This is a genomic window from Mesorhizobium sp. M0833, from assembly GCF_040319905.1.
Classification (GTDB): domain Bacteria; phylum Pseudomonadota; class Alphaproteobacteria; order Rhizobiales; family Rhizobiaceae; genus Mesorhizobium.
In genome coordinates this window covers 1-15860 of sequence record NZ_JAMYOQ010000036.1, presented here as the reverse complement: position 1 = coordinate 15860, position 15860 = coordinate 1, and the positions used below count along the sequence as shown (strand labels likewise).

Below are 15860 nucleotides of genomic sequence, written 5' to 3'. Positions count from 1 at the left end.
GGCTGGAAGGGGTTCAGTGCTGTCGGTGGGAAACTTAAGCTACGCGGCCGGACACCGCGCTATCCGGCGCAGCCGGCGATTTTCCGGAGAGAGAGCGGCAACGGGCTACAGCAATCCGCCAATGAGCCTTCTTGTGCCGCCCATCGCCGCCAGTCCGCAGGCCATGCCGGCGCAGTCGGCGACCCAGTCGCGGATATCCATATCGCGCGCGATCAGTTGGGCGCCCTGAAGAAGCTCGATCGCCGCGCCGGTGATGGCGAGGAGCAGGACCAGTCTCGTCTTGTGTTCCGGCCAGCCGAGGCTTCCAAGCGCCGCCAGCACCGCGAATGCCGCGGCGTGGTTGAGCTTGTCGTGGTGGAAGGTGAAGCCCAGGTCCAACTCCTGCAGGAAGCGCACCGGCGAAAGCGCGAGCAGGAGAACGCCGGCCAAGGTGAGCAGAAAAACGATCCTTGCCATGGTCGAAAAAGAGTCAGTGCGCAACAGGTCAATCCTTCGTCTGAAATGGGAGACGATCCAGAAGGCACCACCGACTGGACCGCTCTGCGGTTATCAGGCCATAAGCCAGCATCGTGACCACAATCAGACCGCTGGCTAGTTGCGGCACGCTCTACCCGGACCGTCCGGCCACAAAACGGATAGCGCATCACAGACCGCGGGGGTCGCACCCCTTCGGACCAGAGGCAAATACCGCTTCTAGCCATGCTTCGAACGGGAGTCCCGAGTGGCGGCTCAGCGGAAAACCCCTGTTTTAGAGAAGGTCTCGGATATTGACAGGTGTTCCCGGTGGCAGGTCTTTCACCTTCGCAATAAGTTGGCCCATTATGTGCCAATAAACTTCCAGGTCCGACAGCTCCTGGTTTTTGATTTCGTCCTTGCCGTTGAGAAACAGCGGTATCTTATAGCCGATGCATTGGTTGTAAGCCGGCTCGGCGCCACCAGCCTCGCCCCAATCAGCGTAAAGATTGGCGGCCAACGCCGCGTCTTCATCCTCTATGGCATCGACCTCGTGGAAGGTGCGGATGTTGGCCGGCACTTGGAGCGCCTCTCCCGTGCCGGGCTCGAACATCACGACACCAGGTTCCCCTTGTTCCAGCCTTTGGCTGTCGACTGCAAGCGCCGTCCCCAGCCAATCATAACCAAAGCAGGTGATCCGGCCGGTGAATTCCGGAAAACCCAGGCAGACACGTGCGTTCCAACGTGCCACGTCCTGCGCCCGGATTATCCTGTACAAACCGTGCTTGAACGAAGCACCGCCGAAGCTGGTCAGCAACTCGGCTAACCCAGGCACTTTCGTATCCAGGGAGAAATTGCCGGTGTCCGCGGGCACCCTGCTATCCACCGGGAAGTTTTGGCGAAATGTCTCGAACATTGCGATCTCCAATTAATCAGCCGATCAATCTGACGGCACCAGCCTACTCTTGCCGAACGTCGAACGGCTTGATGGTAGCGGAAGGGAGACCTCGTTCATCAAACACATCGAAGACTCGCTCAGATAAGACGAGGTTAAGATTCTTGGCGATGCCGAAGTCATCGCGACCCGCTTTCCCGCTAACCTTCAGCCACACGAAAGATGGAAGCTCTACCTCGGGCTGAAGTTCGCGGAAATCTTCGGCCGTTACGACTTCGACAGGGGCGAATGTCGCTCCGGTGAAGCCGATTTCTGACAATGCGTGCGCGGCCTCTTCCGTCACGAGAAAACATGGAAAGCTTGTTATAAGAACATCACCGATCCATCCCTCCATCTGGTACACGAGCTTGCTTACGATAGGAGGGTGGACACTGGTATCCATGACAGTGCCGTCACCCAATCCGCCGGCCACATCGGGTAGAATTCAAAGTATCTCATCATTCACCTATTGGTGGATCGAACAAATGCCCATATTTCTTGTCGATTTCTGTAACATAGTCAAGAACATTCCGACGAGTGGCATGAGGGTTTTTCTTATAGAAATATTCCCATTCGCTGCGAATTACCTTCAGGTGCAAGTTTATGTCGAACTCGTTCCGGATTCCACGAAGATTCTCGATTGAATGCAGCTCTTGCTCTGTAAAAAGCCCGGGATACCTCTTAAAAACTCCCTACTCGACGCCATGATGCACTCTATAGTCGCTTTTGTTGAGACTAGGATTCGCATCGAAAAAGGTTTTTCGATAGTCGTTGGACGGAGCCCATCCAACCTTCGCCCCGGCATGTTTAACTTTGGACGTATCCCTAGCAAGCATCGCAGCTGATAGCGCGGTTTCAACTGCACTGTCGGATATTTCGCCGGGTGGTGTCTTCCGGCGTGACATTGGTGGCGAGACCGAGCGCGCAAGCGCTTGCTGGTGTCTAAGGGTTTCGGCATCTACACCATGAAAAAGCGCCTCGCCGCCTTCGGCTAGGTCAGTCGGCAGCCTCGAAAATATTGGGAGTTTCTCTACCCATGGCTTGGCAATCTTCGCGGCGACGCGTTCCAGCGCCACGGCCGCCAACCTATCGCCAGGAATTGCGCCCGCGGCATTGAGCAGTGTTTCGCCGTAGTTACCTTCCAGCGCTGCATTTCCAGCCTTCTCCAGTGCAAACGACGCCGCCAATGGCGTGAAGTCGGCCACCGAGATGCTGTCTTCGCCAAGCCCATCGGAGCCCACGAGTTTTTGCGCGAGAAGACGCCACAGGCTCCCCCGCTCACTGTCGCCGGCTATCAATCTCCCGAGCCACTCTTGATTCGTCGGTAAGTAGCTGGTGAGTTCCGCGTTTGATACCGATCGTCCTGGCTCGACAGTGTTGGCTAAATCGAGCAGCATCATCGGGTCGACTACAACTGCCCGGACCGACCTGTCCGCGATGCTTTTATCTGTTTGGGACGCGCTGGTCTGAAGCAGGTGGCTCAGCACTGCTTCGCGCGCGGCTTGATTCGGTAGCGCGGCGAACACATTGCGCAGCTCTGCGGTCTGGTGTTGCGGCTGGGCCTTGAGTCTGCCGACAATGTCCTCAGCGACAGAGTTGGGTAGCGGCTGGGCGGTCTCAAAACCCAACTGTTGCTGGGCGGCGATGGAGCCAATGATCGCCGCCCGATAGTCTCCCGGCTTCGACAGGTTGCTCCAGGCCGCATCAAGGTTCGCGAATGCCTCGCGGACATAGCCGCCCGGATCGGCCTGCCTGGCCTTGAACGTCAGGTCCGCGGCGGTGGCGATAGCGTCATGGCGCGCTTTGTCCACTTCCGGCGTTGAACTATCTGCGGTGGGGTCGGCGTCCTTGACCATGGCCCGCACGGCGTTATTCGACAGGTCGCGCATGCCGTGGAATTGACGATTAACCTCAACGGTCCTGTTGAACGCCTCGAAGCGCCTGGCGCCTTCGGTAGCGCCATACAGAGCGACGAACTGTTCCGGCGTTGGGATCGGGCCGGAATAGGTTCCATTGTCCCTGATGTCGGCCGGCGCATTCTGCTCGGCCAGGATAATGTTTGTGCGTTTTTCGACTTGCCGCATCGCGTCGGCGGCTCGGGCCTGCTGGACCAACCCTGGCCGCTCTTCGGGGGCAATGTCGCCCCCAAAAGCCTGCGCCAACGTTTGGTCCGGCGTAAGCTTGCCTACGCGGTCACGGAGCGAAGCCGGTGCGGCAGTTCCATCCGCCGGAGGCCCACTCACAGCCTCGACGGTATCGTCCTTGGTCCTGCCGTCAGTCGCTCCCGACCCCCCACCTAGCATCTCAGGGCGCGCTTCGGGTCCTGGGCGATCATCGCCTTGACGAGCGCTTTCGCCGTCTTGCTGCGCCAGGCGGTTTCGGCCGCTTGGCGGGCAAGCGGGTTGCCCATCTTGCCGATCAGGTCGAGCCCGCTCTGCCTGATCGCCTCGAATGTTTCTATGTCGTTCGGGTCGCTTTGCGCGATCGAGCCGGTATAGATTTGCTCGACCTCGCTCCACTCGGTCTGTTCATAGCTCTGGCGCCGCGCGTGCTGCTGCGCGGCCATGCGCGCCGAGCCGGCGAGCCGCAACGCCTGCTTTTGCGCCAGGAAATTGGCGCGTTCGCCCTCCGGCACTTTCGCCACGGTGTCGTCGAAGATCTGGTCGAACAGGCCGGGCTTGACGACGCCGGCGCTGCGCGGATCGAGCTGGCCATACATGAAGTCGTGCAGGCCGCTGCCGTCGGCCGGCGCGGTCTGCACCGCCACGGCCTCGGCGTGGGCGATGCGTGCGTTCAGCTCGCGGCCGATAATGTCGGCGTCGAACGCATCCTGCTGCCGCTTCTGCTGCCGGAAGCGCTTGGCAATCGCCGAGAGCTCGTCGCCAAAGCCTTGCATGGCGGCGCCCACCGGCGAGCCGTCGGGATAGGAGGCCACAGTGCCGATATCGAGCCGGCGTTGGGCAAGCTGGAGCGGGATGGTGGCCATCAGTAGAGGCCTCCACCCGGCGCCGGCGGGAAGGCGCTTCTGCCGAACGTCACCGCCTTGGCCGGGTCGTAGAGGCCGGAGATGCCCGACACGAGGTTGCCGCCGGCCTTGAAGATCGAGGCGCCCACCGCCTGCTTGCCGGAAAAGCGCGCGATCGCCGCTTGCGTGGCGAGACCGTTCTGGCGCAGCTGCGAGCCGTACTGGATCGCCTTGAGGTCGAGCTGGCCCTGCCTGGCATTGGCGGCCAGCACTTCGGTCGGCGAGCCTGCGATGGCGACGCCCGAAGTGCCGGCCTGGGCACGCGCCTGCGCCTGGAGGAGATCCTGCTTGTGGCGCTCCTGGCCCTGCTCGAAGGCCGAGCTTTGGGCGTCGGCCCGCGCCTGCTGTTCATAGGCTTTGGCCTGGTAGTCGGCCATCTGCTTGGACTGCTGGCCTTCCGCCAGCGCGCCGCCGACGGAAAGCGCCGTACCGATAAGAGCTAGTGTGCACATGGTCAGCCTCGTTCGCCGGCGGGAATGAATTTGCTTTTGATGCCGTCGACCGGTGCGCCGATCGCAGAGCGCCGGTCGAGCACGCCGCCGGGGCTGAGAAAGGACAAAAGCAGCCGGTCGGCCTGGATTGCCGGGCGGCTGAGACGCGTGGGTGCTGTGGCCCGCGGGCCGGCCATGGCGGTGCGCCGGATGGTGGTCAGGTTGACCTTCAGGTCGACGGCGCCGTCGGCATCAAGAATGCCGTTGGCGGTGGCGACGGCGCGGCTCAAGGCATCGGCCGCGAACAGCTCCTGGCGCAGCTGCTCGATCAGCTCGTGAACGCTCCTCCAGCGCTCACCGAGGGAAGCCGCCTTTGTTCGGATCTCGGCGCCAAGCGCTTCAATGTCGACGCGGGCTTCGCTTCGGGCGGCGGCGATGCGGCGCTTGTCCGCTGCCTCGATGGTCTGCTCGATCAGCGCAATTGCATCGTTGCAGTCGTCAAGGGCGGCACGGGCTGCTGCCAGGTCGCCCTCGCCGAAAATCGCGCGATCCTCGGCCTGTTGCAGCTCCTGCTTGCGGGCGATGGCATTGTTAAGGTCGGTGTCGAGCAAGGCGCGGATGGCAGCGAAATCGGCAGCCGTCCGCGCCCTGCCGAGGTCTTCGGCATGGGTTGGGGTCACGGGTGGGTTCCTCGGTTGGGGAAGCGATGGAGGACAGAGAAGTGATCTCCCCCCTCGAGGGGGAGATGGCCGGTAGGCCAGAGGGGGTCGTCTCGCGTGGAGCGCCAACCCCTTCAATTCGCGATGGGAGGCCGCGTCAGGACGTGCCGACCCCCTCTGTCGCCTTCGGCGACATCTCTCCCCCTCGAGGGGGGAGATTAACTAAGGCTCGGCGTCGAACACCGGCGTTATCGCCCTGATCGTGCAGGGCGTTGGATTGAGGTGGCGGATCTTCACCCGCCCCTGCCCTTCCCAGCTGTCGTCGATCGGCACCTCGACATTGCCGGTGAACAATTTCGCCATGCCATCGGGAGCAATCACGGACGGGATGCGAACCTGCTCCCAGCGGCCGCGGATGAACGACTGGACCTGAAGCCCGGTTGTGTCGGTCTCCAGCAGCGAAAGAATGAGCTTGGCCACCTTCTTGCGCCGGCCGACGATCGATCCGTCGCGGCCGCCGACATCGAGCTCCAGCGTGTTGGCTTCGGACTGGTAGCCGAGCCCGACCTGCCATTTGGCTGCCGTAGCCCCACCGGGCAGCGAAGCCGCGCCAGCCGCCACCGCAAGGCCCTTGTAGACCTTGCCATCGGCCAGGACGTCGACTGTTTCGCCGTTGAGATGACCAAGCCCTGAGACCGTGCCGACAGCGACGCCGTCATAGGTCAGGCCGCAGTCGACTTCGAATGCATCGCCGATCCTGCCATACTCGAACGGCGCGGTTTTTATTTCGATATAGCGCCTGGTCACGCCGCCGATCGTGCGCTTGACGATCAGCCAGAGATCGTCGTTGCCGTCCTGGCCGGGCGTCACCACGGCGCTTTCGACAACAGCCCAGTTCGATCCAGCGAAGCTTCCGGCGATCTGGTGGATATGCATGCCGCGAACGTCTTGCGACGGCTGCTGCGTGTAGCCGCCGAGCTCGCCATCCCCGAGCGGAAACCACAGCAGCGGGTCGGGGTCGGTCTGGAAGGCGAGTTCGACGACGCCTTTCTTCGCAATGTGCTCCGATATTTGACCGACATCGTCGGAAGTGAAGCGACCGGTGGCGTTTTGCGTTAGCTCGGCGATCGATTTGCGGGAGCGGGTGACATATAGGAACGACTGCCCCGCATCGACGGGACGCAGCGGGGCACAGCCAAAGGTCCGCGACCGGCGGTTCTTGAACGAGGACGGCGTCAGCGCCTCGTCGATGCCCGAGCCCGACAGCGCCCTCACCCCGCCAAGCGTTCCGATGATCAGCGCACCGTCCGATTCCGCCACCCACGTAATGTCATTGGCCTGGCCGCCACCTGCCTGCACGAATTCCAGCGCGTCGGTGTCTTTCTCACCGGTGGCGAAGTTATCGAAATCGCCAGTTTGCGAGGCATAGACCGAGAATTTTCGGCTGAACGCCAGGCGCTCCTCGTAAAGCGAACCGCTCTGGACGTACTTGCCGGGCACGAACGTGCCGAGACGCCAGCGGATGATCGGGCTGAGATCGGGCAGAGCGTGCCCGTATAACTGGACCGTGACTACCGTCGTGCTGGTCCGGCCAATGATCTTGGCCCAGCGCCAGAAGCCGTCCGCGCCAAGCAGACGAATGGCGCGACCGATATCGCTGGTCTGGAAGCCGATGCCGTCATTGATGCCGACGATCGAGGAGGCCGAAAGATCGAACGGCGTTTGCGACGGCGCGTATTCGTGCAAGGCCAGTTCGGCGATAGCGGTTCCATCGCTGCCGCCACCTGAAAACAGCAGCTGATAATATTCGTAGGCAACCGTGTTGTTGAAGCCGTCGAAGAAGCGGGTTTCCGACTTGGACCAGCCGGTCTCTCCGTCCCGGCTGTCGAGCGTCGTCCAGTCGGTGCCGTTGTGCGAGGCCTGGAATTGCCACTGGGTCGGCGATGCAGTGTCTGAGTGATCATTCGTGGCGGTAATCCAGTAGGCGTCGACCGTCTTGGTCCCGCCGCCGCCGAACTGGTAGCGCAGATACCCGCTCGGAAAGCCCGCTATGTTCTCCCCCTTCTGCTTGTCGCCATCGAACACCTGCCACACGTCGGATGAGCCGTTGCTGTTGCTGACCGTGCCGCTTGGCAGCGTATTCGAGGCCATGACCGGCATGGCGTTGCCGGTTGCGGCCGGTGTCAACGTCGTGGCGGTGGTGTTGATCTTGTCGTATGGGCCGTCGAGAAAGACGAAATCGGCGAGCGTCCAGGTCGTGTGCGCGGTGCGCGTCAGCACTTTGACCGGATGATCCTTGTGGGTGATCCACATCTGGTCTGCCGACTGGACGAATTGCAGGTCGAACAGATCGGCCTCGAGATAAGGCGAAACGACTTCGACCGTGCCGACACGCGCACCATAGGCATAGACGCGGATGTAGAGATCGCCGAATTCGAGCGCATAGGCCTGGTCGGCCGAGAAGATGAACGGGATCAGCCGTGTCGCCTTTGATGGAGCCTTCACCTCAGCGCAAAAATAGGTGCCGCCGCGCTTCCTGATGCCGCCATGCGGCAGCGTGACGAAGTTGGTGCATTTCGACAGCGCCGCCCGGTAAAGCTCGAGCGAGGCGCGAGCATGCAAGCGGGGAGAAATCTCGCCGCGGATGAAAGCGTCCTGGACCGGATAGAGCGTGGTCATCGGCCGACGAACCTGTTGTCGCCGCGCTGGAGAGCCCAGGAGGTTCTGGATAATCTGCCGCCGCGCTGGATGGCATTGGCCGAGTAGGCGGCGTCCAGCGCCCTGTCATAGGCGCTGCGGGCGACGTCGATCATGCCGGCCTTGTGGGTCAAGGGATGCGCGATCTTGACGGCGAGCGCCGCCACCATCACTTCGCTGAACAGCGCGTCCCAGTCGTTGGGGTCGGTCAGGTTGGCGACATAGCGGATGATGCGCGGGCCGGCCTGATCGGAATAGATCAGCCCGGCCTCCTGCCGCCATGAGAGCGGAACGCCGTCCGGCTCGCCATTCCCCGTCAGCGGCAAGGGCCGCAGGCAATCGGCAGGAAGCTCATAGGCAAAGTTCAGCGTGCCAGCACCGCTGCCGGTGTCGAAGCCGGCGACCGAGGCCGCCAGGATGGCGAAGACAAAGGCGTGCTTGGTCAATTCGGCCTCGCGGGTCAGGTCAAAATGCAGATTGAGCAGGCGCGCCGCCTTGGCGTCCTGGTCGAGGCTGTCGATCGGCGTCTCGTCGAGCACGGCGAGCGCCATGTTGGCGATGTCGAGCGGGGTGATGGCCATAGCTCAGGCCTCCGGCTGTGTGGTTGGTCGGGGAAAACGGGGCATGGTGTCTCCACGGCAAAAAGCCGCTTCGAGGCGGCTGGGGATTTCTTGTGATTTTGGCTTGGGCAGATGTTGCACGTCTCGTGCATGAGGCCGTCACGCCACCAACCGCCCGTCAGGAAATGGCGTGGCAGACGCTTCGTCAGCCGTCTTTTTCCCATTCGAGCAAGAAAGACGGCAATGCTTGGGCTATTGCAGTTTCACGACACCGCCGCGCAACGCGGCGATGTCTTGCCTTGATTGTGTCAGCCGACGCGTGCGCTGGTCGCGATCCACTGCCCTGTTTCGGCTGACTTGACAAAGGCGCCTGATTTCGCCCTTCCGGCACCTCCTGCCATAGCCAAGCCCTTGTCCAGGGCATCCTGAAGACTCGGCGTGTAGTAGGCGGTGTTTTCCAGACCGCTGAAGAAGTTTATGCGATGAACTTCCCCCTTCTTGCTCATGACAATCCCCGCTTTTCGGAGCACTTCCTGAACTGTTTTGTACTTCATGTTCATAGTTACCTCCCTTGCCGAGACAGTCAGCATCGCCCTTTCTTGTAACTGTTTGGTGCCGTCGATTGGCCAAAGGGCAACATGAATGTTGTAGCGAACCCCAAAATTCACATCACTCTGACGCAGCGCAGCGGGTGAACTTGGGATTCGCCACCGTGGCCGACCTGGCGTCCCGAAGGGGCGAGACGTCGGACGCCCGCCCCTTCGCCGATCAGGACTCGGTCGTCTTCAGCGCGATGAACGTCATGTGCTTGACGCTCGAGGCCGTGCGGTCCCAGTTTGCCGCCAGTGCCAACTCGACATCGGTGGCGAATTCGCCGGCCGAGGACGCGTCGAGAAAGCGGGTGCCCGGCACATGCGGCACGAAATGCCGGCGGCCGACCATTTCAGTGACGCCGCCGCCATGGCCCTGCCGCGGCTTGCGGTCGAACTCGAGCGGCCCGCCTTCGGTGTTGACCGGCAGCTCGTTCCACAGAATCGCCTTGTCCTTGAACATGAACGCGGTGTAGACGCCGCCGGCAACCGGAATGTCGTCATCGACGACGGCCCTCAGCCCCATGTAATAGGGGATCAGCGGCCCGCCCTGCTCGGACAACGGCACATAGTCGATGAGATCGGCGAGTTTCAGTGCCTTCATCTGTTTCGAATGCATCCAGATCGTCTTGAACTTGTCGGCGCGGTCGCCCATCAGATAGGCGGCCTCGATGATGTCGGTGTCGACGATGGAGGCGCCGGTGACGCGCACCAGGTCGCCGCCGTCATTGGCGATGTTGTCGGCCAGCACGCCTTTCAGGATTCCGAGCAGCGTCAGCTTGTTGGCGCGCTGCCAGTAGTCGGTCTGGCGACGCACGATGAGCTTCTGCGGATCGTCACCGGCAAGGATCGAGGTCAGGTCCGGGATGCCCCAGGCCTGCGCACGCACATTGCGGGCCGCGACTTCGCGGCGCGCGCCGATCTTCTTCATCTCGATCGAGTCGGCCGGGTCGTCATTGACCGGCTCGGAAGGATCGTTGCCGAGATCCTTCCAGCCGGGCATGTCGACGGAGCGCCCGCCCAGGCTGAGCTTCGAGGCGATCGACGGGTCGGAAAACAGGATCCCGGCCTGGTAAATCTCCAGCGACTGGACGTGCTCCTCGAACGAGTATTGCGCGTAGACGGACGGAACGATCGCGTCCGCGATACGGGTGTAGGCGTCTGCCATTTTTGTCTTCCTTCAGGTTTGGGGTCAAAGAGGGTTGTTGGGCATCCACAGGTCGGGGTTTTCGCCGGCCTCGCGTGCCAGCCGCCGGGCGCGGGCGGGGTCGCTTTTGACGAGCGCCGAGATGCCAGTCAGGTTGCGCTCGCCGGCGGCATTGCGCTTGAAGGGGTTGCCTCCGCTCAAGGCAGCATTGCCGTCGATCGTGTCTTCGCGGAACATCGGCTCGCCGATAGCGTGGAACGCCTTGGCGATCTGCGGGTCGGTCAAGGCGCCGTCCGGCAGAAGGATGCCCTTCGCCTTGTAGGCATTGACCAGGCCGAGCTTCTTCATCGCCCGGTTGGCGACCTCGAGCTTCTGGCGAAAGCCATCGCTCCCGGTCGGTCCCCAATCCCGCACGAGGTCGTCGTGCGTAGTCTCGACCGAGCGGGCAACGGCGATTTGCTGTGCCTTGGCCTGCTCGGCCATGTAGCCGACGAAGCGGTCGTGATAGGCCTGTGCAACCTTCGGGGTAGCACCGGCCTCGACCGCCCAGGCCTTGGACGCAGTGGCGAGCTCGTCCGAATAGGCGAAGTTTTCGGGGAGCCCGTCGGGGCGCCGGTACTCGACCTTCTCGGGCGAGGTCAGCGGACGCATCGCCTCGGGCAGCCGGGCATGGAACCTGTCCCAGTCTTCCGCGGCTGCATCGGCTGCCGGAACGCGCAGGCTCTCACCCTGCTGCCGCTCCAGCTCCGCATAGGAGGCGAAAACTCGATCGAGGCTTTCAGGCTTGGTCCAGCCCTTGGTTTCAGCAAGCTTGCGGTTGCCTTCGGAAAGACCGTCAAACCAACTTTTGGCCGCAGGCGGGGCGGACCCGTTGTCCCCGTTGGCCGGTGGCCGTGCAAGGTTGCCCGCCGGTGGCGCCGCCACCACGGACCCGGCGTCTGCCAGATCTGTCATGAGAAGATTCCTTTTGCTGAGAGTTTGAAGGCCGGTGATGAGAGCACTGGCGGTGAACTTGGTATCTCCCCCCTCGAGGGGGAGATGGCCGGCAGGCCAGAGGGGGTAGCCGCGCGTGGAGCGCCGACCTCATCTGTCGCCGGGGGTCGCGCCCGGTCGAACCGACCCCCTCTGTCGCCTTCGGCGACATCTCCCCCTCAAGGAAGGAGATTGGCGCCTACGCATTGTCGCCCCAGTTCTCCCAGAGCAGCGTGATCGTGCCGGTCACGGCAATCGTGCCGTCGGCATCGATGTCGGTGCCGGTGGCAAACGCCAGGTTGAGATAGAGGTCGACCGGCGTCACGGTGCCGTCGAGCGTCAAGGCTGCGGCAACATCGGCAATCGACGCGCTCGACAGCGCGGCACCCGCGCCATCCAGCGCACGGCCGGTCGCCGCCAGCACATTGACCATGGTTCCGGCAAGCACAGCGCTCGATGCTGCCGCCGAGCCGAGCGACCAGGTCAGCGCGGCATTGTCGTTGATGGTCGACGCGCGGGTAGTCAGCACCGCAAACTGCAGCCGGGCCGTACCGCCCTTGATACGGATCTTGCCATCGATGAAATCGAACAGCTTCTGGCTGGCATAGGCCAGTGCATCGGTGACCGGCACCGGCATGGCATTGAAGGAGAAGACGGTGCGGTAGGCGCCGCCCTGTCCGGTCGTCCTGGCGGTAAGCCCCGCCTTGGACGGGGCAAGGCCGGCTTCTCTGGCGGCGGCACGCGAAAGCGTCCGGGCAAGACCTCGTGTCATTCGATTTCTCCATTTTTGAGGATTCGAGGAAGAGTTGGCCGCTGCGTAGAAAAAGCAGATCGGGCACATGGGGCCGTCGAAGATTAGTCTCGTTTGGGCATCGTCTTGCCGAGCCGTCGTCTCCGGCCGTCAGACAAAAACAACCATGTCTTATTTCGTGAGGCACGGTGCCTATGTTCCGCCGCAAATGCGACCGTACTTGGCAAAATCAGCCCGCGTATTAGTTCATAGACTTCAAGGGAGTATCAGACGATGACCATGTCCAGAGCCATTGCCGCCATGTTCGTAACCGCCGCGCTGGCAGGCTGCGCGCAGACCGAAGCACAGCAGAGAACCAGCACCGGTGCGATGCTTGGCGCCGGCGCCGGTGCGCTTGCCGGCCAGGCCATAGGCGGCAACACCAAAAGCACGGTTATCGGCGCAGCCAGCGGCGCCCTGCTCGGTGCGGTCGTCGGCAACGCCACCACCCCGCAACCGCGCGGCGAACAGCTCTGCCGCTATCAGGATCGCTACGGCCGCATCTACACCGCCCCCTGCGATGACCGGTATTATAACGGCAATTATTGAGCGTAGCGCTGGCGACGGCCGATCAGCCCCCGCTCCCCGTTCTACGGGGAGCGGGGAAACAGCTTCAGCCTCGGCGCATCCTTTCCCCCGATGATTTGGTCCTTCCGCTGATTAAACCTCGGCGCTATCGTCTGCTCTCCAAAGGGGGCGACGATGCGATTTTTGATTACCTCACTGCTGGTTGTTTGTTCGGTTTCCGCACACGCCAGACAGGCTGTCAGTGTTGGGCGGATTGACGAATGCCTGGTCTTGCCGGTGGCCGCCGTCGACAATCGTGTCAAAGCCATTTTGGAGGTGACATTGGACAAGGCCGGCAAGGTCAAGTCGGTTACAGTCGTATCCTACGAACCTCATTCGGAAGCAGCCGCGGAAGCGGCCCAGCAACTTACGAAATCAATCCAGAGGTGTTGGCCGCCAGGCGTCAAAACCAGCCCGTTGCGGATCACAGTGGATTTGAGCAAATTCTAGCTATAGCGCAGCCTCAGAGAGAAGAACGTTCAACCCGCGAAATTTTCGTCCACGAACATCTCGGCAAATTTCTGGGGTGGGAGGGTTACACCATTGACGCGGGCGATCTCGAGATTCCTTGCCCACATATCCCGGATTGCTGCCGGCATTCCCTCGGGCATGTGCATAGAGTGGGCTATTGCGTCATGCCATTGTCCGTCGCCGCCATAGATCGATCGCAGTTTGGGGGCCATCCTTTTCAAGCCATCCTCCGACTCTTGAGAAAGTTCTCCGATCGCCCAGAGCACATAAACATCGAGCAGCCTAAGCAGCGGCTGTCCGTCATAACGTGGGTTAGTCAACATTTAACCTTTCACGCATCATAGGTGGCATAATAAATAACCCGTTCGCAGATGGCAGAAATGCTTGGCTTTTCTTTCTGCGATGCAACCAAAGCCTCGGTAATCTCGATCGCAAGGTTGATTTCGAGAAAGTATGCCAGGCCCTCTTTAGCTGCCTCGGGTGGTACCAACACCCCATCCTGCTGAGGCAGAACCATCGCGTCTGAATCCTCTGTCCAAGGCTCCGCCGCGTAGATTGTGGGCTCCGCTGCGTAGACCGGGTCCTCCTCGTCAAATTCCGACAACCGCCCAACGATATCCAGCAACTTCATTTTTTTCCCCATAGGGAAAATCCTCCTCGGCCATTCGGATGCAGTGTTTTCTGGAAGATACTCCCTCGATCATGTTGAGATCTAGGGACGAGTTGCATTACACCGGGTTCGTAAACTTGCACAATGATCGGCCGAAAGCGTCATGGCCTCCGCAAGGTCAGTGCTCCCCGTACCCTACCCATCCGCCGGTGCCGCTTTCTCCGGCGCCGCCTTAAGCAGAATCCCGATAGCTCGATTCCAGTAGCGCACCGCTTCAAAATGCCCTTGTCTGGTCAACCAGATCTTATTCTCCAAACTGACTGGATCGCCGATCTCAAACAGCTCCATGCCCTTGGGGCGCAAATATCTATTTTGGTCGGGCATTTTCAGTCCACCAACCGAGCAAATAGATCGGCGAGGTCACGCGCTATCGTCTCAGCGGATTGCCGATTCATACCTATGAATGGGATGCGTACGATTGGCATGGCCGCATCTTCAGTGTCGAAGCCATAGCCTTCACCTCCTCCGTCAGATGCGAATAAGAAGATGCCTGGCGCATATTTTTCAACCTCATATCCGCGGTTGAAGTCAGCCAGTTCTTCGGCTTTAAAAAAATAGTATAGTTATTGCCGATGAAACCTTCGCCTCCATTATGCTCTTTGAGGAAATCATGTAATCCTTGGCAGCACGACTCCCAACCGTGCGGACAGGCCGTCGACGACTGCGGATTCAGCCGGTGCGTCGAATGTCCCTCAGTTAAATATGTCCCATTGCTATCGTCCCAGGTCGCTCAGCAACTGGTTCCACCACGGCATACCCCTGTTGTCGGTGAACTGCCGCCAAACTTCACTGGATTGATTTCATGCACATCCACTACGGCGCGAACTATGGCAACAATAGCACTACCGACCGTCGTAGGGCTCAATCGTCGCTGACGGAATACCAAAGCGGTCGAGTAGATTCAGCACACGCTCTATATGACCACACGCAGATCGCCAGCAATGATAACATCGCCGAACCATCCTTCCATCTGGTAGGTGAGTTTGCTCACAACAGGGGGTGAACGCTTGTGTCCATGATGGTGCCACGGCCTATTCCGCCGGCGACATTGGGCTTTATGTAAAAATAGTCCACCATTCACCTAATGAGGATCAAAAAAATGAAAGCCCAACCTCATTGCTACTTACCATCGTAAGGCTCGATGACAGCAAACGGTATTCCCAATGATTCCAGCAAATCAAGAATGCGTTTCGAGATGACGAGGCGATAGTCCGCTGCGATCCCGAAATCGTCCCGGCCGGCCTTGCCATTCACTTTAAGCCAGACGAAGGGTGGAAGTTCCTGCCCAGGTTGATCCTCATGAAACTCTTCGGATGTTGTCACTTCGGCGTCGGCGAACGTCGCGCCTGAAAAACCCATCTTTTGCAGTGCGCGCTGGGTGTCTTCGGTGACGAGGTAACACGGGAACGTCGTAACGATCACATCGCCAAACCAGCCCTCTATAACGTAGTGAAGCTTGGTCACGATTGGCGGATGGACACTCGAGTCAAGAACGGTGTTTTCACCAAGTCCACCAGCGACGTTCGGCCATATGTAAAAATATTGCATCACTCACCTATGTCGGTAGCAAATCAAGTTGTCCGGTTTGGTAGCACATCATTTGTCCGCTTCAGTTTTGCGTCGAAGCGGTTCACGCGGCTTGCCCGGCGCGGCAGGTTTCTTGGATTGTGGCGCCGTCGGGCGTGTATCGGGCGATGCGGCGGGGCCCGTGGAAGACCGCGAGCGTCCCATCGGGGTATTGCCTGACCTTGACCGCGGCTTTGACGAAGTGATGTCGGATCGGGCTGTGCGGGAGTTGCAATCGCATGCGCGCGAAGGCGACTGTGTTGTCGCGGGCAACGACGCGCTCCTCCTCGATGCACAGGATCTGGGCCAGTTGCTGTGGGTCGGCGGC

At 60.9% G+C, this 15860-nt stretch carries 20 protein-coding genes; 2 read left to right on the top strand and 18 right to left on the bottom strand.

Annotated elements, in window-relative coordinates; translation table 11 throughout:
* Nucleotides 1-105: 105 nt before the first annotated feature.
* From NKH98_RS27910 to NKH98_RS27850, 13 genes are all read right to left on the bottom strand, one after another.
* A complete protein-coding gene (locus tag NKH98_RS27910) occupies nucleotides 106-480 on the bottom strand; it encodes a hypothetical protein (protein WP_352903377.1) in 375 nt (124 codons plus the stop codon).
* Nucleotides 481-748: 268 nt separating this feature from the next.
* Nucleotides 749-1369 (bottom strand): DUF1851 domain-containing protein, encoded by a 621-nt coding sequence (locus NKH98_RS27905; RefSeq protein ID WP_352807229.1) that lies wholly within the window; start codon nucleotides 1367-1369, stop codon nucleotides 749-751.
* Between the two features lie 43 nt (nucleotides 1370-1412).
* Nucleotides 1413-1790, bottom strand: coding sequence for a hypothetical protein (locus tag NKH98_RS27900; protein WP_352903376.1), 378 nt, complete (start codon nucleotides 1788-1790; stop codon nucleotides 1413-1415).
* A gap of 289 nt (nucleotides 1791-2079) precedes the next feature.
* Entirely contained in the window at nucleotides 2080-3549 is a 1470-nt protein-coding gene (locus tag NKH98_RS27895) for a hypothetical protein (RefSeq protein WP_352903375.1), read from the bottom strand.
* 134 nt (nucleotides 3550-3683) lie between these two features.
* Nucleotides 3684-4373 carry a hypothetical protein gene (locus NKH98_RS27890; RefSeq protein WP_352903374.1) on the bottom strand — a complete coding sequence of 230 codons (690 nt, stop codon included), beginning with the start codon at nucleotides 4371-4373 and terminating at the stop codon, nucleotides 3684-3686.
* Complete coding sequence (locus tag NKH98_RS27885; protein ID WP_352903372.1) at nucleotides 4373-4864, bottom strand: hypothetical protein; 492 nt, start codon at nucleotides 4862-4864, stop codon at nucleotides 4373-4375. Before NKH98_RS27885 ends, NKH98_RS27890 begins: the two co-directional genes overlap by 1 nt.
* A gap of 2 nt (nucleotides 4865-4866) precedes the next feature.
* Complete coding sequence (locus NKH98_RS27880; protein ID WP_352903371.1) at nucleotides 4867-5523, bottom strand: hypothetical protein; 657 nt, start codon at nucleotides 5521-5523, stop codon at nucleotides 4867-4869.
* A 201-nt stretch (nucleotides 5524-5724) separates the two neighbouring features.
* Nucleotides 5725-8181 carry a phage tail protein gene (locus tag NKH98_RS27875; RefSeq protein WP_352903370.1) on the bottom strand — a complete coding sequence of 819 codons (2457 nt, stop codon included), beginning with the start codon at nucleotides 8179-8181 and terminating at the stop codon, nucleotides 5725-5727.
* On the bottom strand, nucleotides 8178-8780 hold the full coding sequence (locus tag NKH98_RS27870) for a phage connector family protein (protein WP_352903369.1): 603 nt from the start codon (nucleotides 8778-8780) through the stop codon (nucleotides 8178-8180). The genes NKH98_RS27875 and NKH98_RS27870 overlap by 4 nt, the downstream gene beginning before the upstream one ends.
* Nucleotides 8781-9067: 287 nt before the next feature.
* Nucleotides 9068-9319 carry a hypothetical protein gene (locus tag NKH98_RS27865; protein ID WP_352903368.1) on the bottom strand — a complete coding sequence of 84 codons (252 nt, stop codon included), beginning with the start codon at nucleotides 9317-9319 and terminating at the stop codon, nucleotides 9068-9070.
* 208 nt (nucleotides 9320-9527) lie between these two features.
* Nucleotides 9528-10517, bottom strand: coding sequence for a Coat protein (locus tag NKH98_RS27860; RefSeq protein ID WP_352903366.1), 990 nt, complete (start codon nucleotides 10515-10517; stop codon nucleotides 9528-9530).
* Nucleotides 10518-10541: 24 nt separating this feature from the next.
* Nucleotides 10542-11450 (bottom strand): hypothetical protein, encoded by a 909-nt coding sequence (locus tag NKH98_RS27855; protein ID WP_352903364.1) that lies wholly within the window; start codon nucleotides 11448-11450, stop codon nucleotides 10542-10544.
* Nucleotides 11451-11667: 217 nt separating this feature from the next.
* Nucleotides 11668-12240 carry a hypothetical protein gene (locus NKH98_RS27850; protein ID WP_352903362.1) on the bottom strand — a complete coding sequence of 191 codons (573 nt, stop codon included), beginning with the start codon at nucleotides 12238-12240 and terminating at the stop codon, nucleotides 11668-11670.
* A 252-nt stretch (nucleotides 12241-12492) separates the two neighbouring features.
* Here NKH98_RS27850 and NKH98_RS27845 point away from each other — a divergent pair, with 252 nt between their 5' ends.
* Both NKH98_RS27845 and NKH98_RS27840 read left to right on the top strand, forming a co-directional pair.
* Complete coding sequence (locus NKH98_RS27845) at nucleotides 12493-12807, top strand: YMGG-like glycine zipper-containing protein (RefSeq protein WP_352903361.1); 315 nt, start codon at nucleotides 12493-12495, stop codon at nucleotides 12805-12807.
* Between the two features lie 153 nt (nucleotides 12808-12960).
* On the top strand, nucleotides 12961-13275 hold the full coding sequence (locus NKH98_RS27840; protein ID WP_352880174.1) for a hypothetical protein: 315 nt from the start codon (nucleotides 12961-12963) through the stop codon (nucleotides 13273-13275).
* Nucleotides 13276-13304: 29 nt separating this feature from the next.
* Here NKH98_RS27840 and NKH98_RS27835 read toward each other — a convergent pair whose 3' ends face one another.
* The 5 genes from NKH98_RS27835 to NKH98_RS27815 all read right to left on the bottom strand — a co-directional run.
* Entirely contained in the window at nucleotides 13305-13619 is a 315-nt protein-coding gene (locus NKH98_RS27835; RefSeq protein ID WP_352509919.1) for a hypothetical protein, read from the bottom strand.
* An 8-nt stretch (nucleotides 13620-13627) separates the two neighbouring features.
* Nucleotides 13628-13927: a DUF7716 domain-containing protein gene (locus tag NKH98_RS27830; protein WP_164759187.1), complete on the bottom strand. Its 300-nt coding sequence runs from the start codon at nucleotides 13925-13927 to the stop codon at nucleotides 13628-13630.
* 174 nt (nucleotides 13928-14101) lie between these two features.
* Complete coding sequence (locus tag NKH98_RS27825) at nucleotides 14102-14290, bottom strand: hypothetical protein (protein WP_352475512.1); 189 nt, start codon at nucleotides 14288-14290, stop codon at nucleotides 14102-14104.
* 795 nt (nucleotides 14291-15085) lie between these two features.
* Nucleotides 15086-15514: a hypothetical protein gene (locus NKH98_RS27820; protein WP_352475513.1), complete on the bottom strand. Its 429-nt coding sequence runs from the start codon at nucleotides 15512-15514 to the stop codon at nucleotides 15086-15088.
* 82 nt (nucleotides 15515-15596) lie between these two features.
* The coding region (locus NKH98_RS27815; RefSeq protein ID WP_352903359.1) for a hypothetical protein at nucleotides 15597-15860 on the bottom strand (264 nt) is incomplete at its 5' end.